Here is a 235-nt window from a genome sequence, read left to right as displayed (position 1 = left end):
ACCTATCCTTTCTTTTCCCTGACTTTTCTTTAATTCTGATATAACCGCCCACAATATCATGTTCAAGATTAACTAATTCGTTAACCAGTAACGTAGTTTGGATGTAGGGTGTTTTCATTCGGACTTTATCTTCAATGCTTGCATTTTGATACCCTGATTTATCCGATAAAAAGTCACTGCCTTCAATTTCACTAATCAGTAATTCGATATTAGAACTTTGAAGGTTTACACGTAG

At 34.5% G+C, this 235-nt stretch carries 1 protein-coding gene; it reads right to left on the bottom strand.

Annotation, left to right across the window (positions count from 1 at the left end):
* A partial coding sequence (locus tag R0J92_RS26655) for a hypothetical protein (protein ID WP_411053896.1) occupies positions 1–235 on the bottom strand: 235 nt, incomplete at both ends.

The sequence above is a fragment of the Tritonibacter sp. SIMBA_163 genome, from assembly GCF_046535935.1.
Taxonomy (GTDB): Bacteria; Pseudomonadota; Alphaproteobacteria; order Rhodobacterales; family Rhodobacteraceae; genus Epibacterium; species Epibacterium scottomollicae.
Note: the sequence above shows the minus strand (reverse complement) of the source record. Positions and strands in the feature narration are given on the sequence as shown.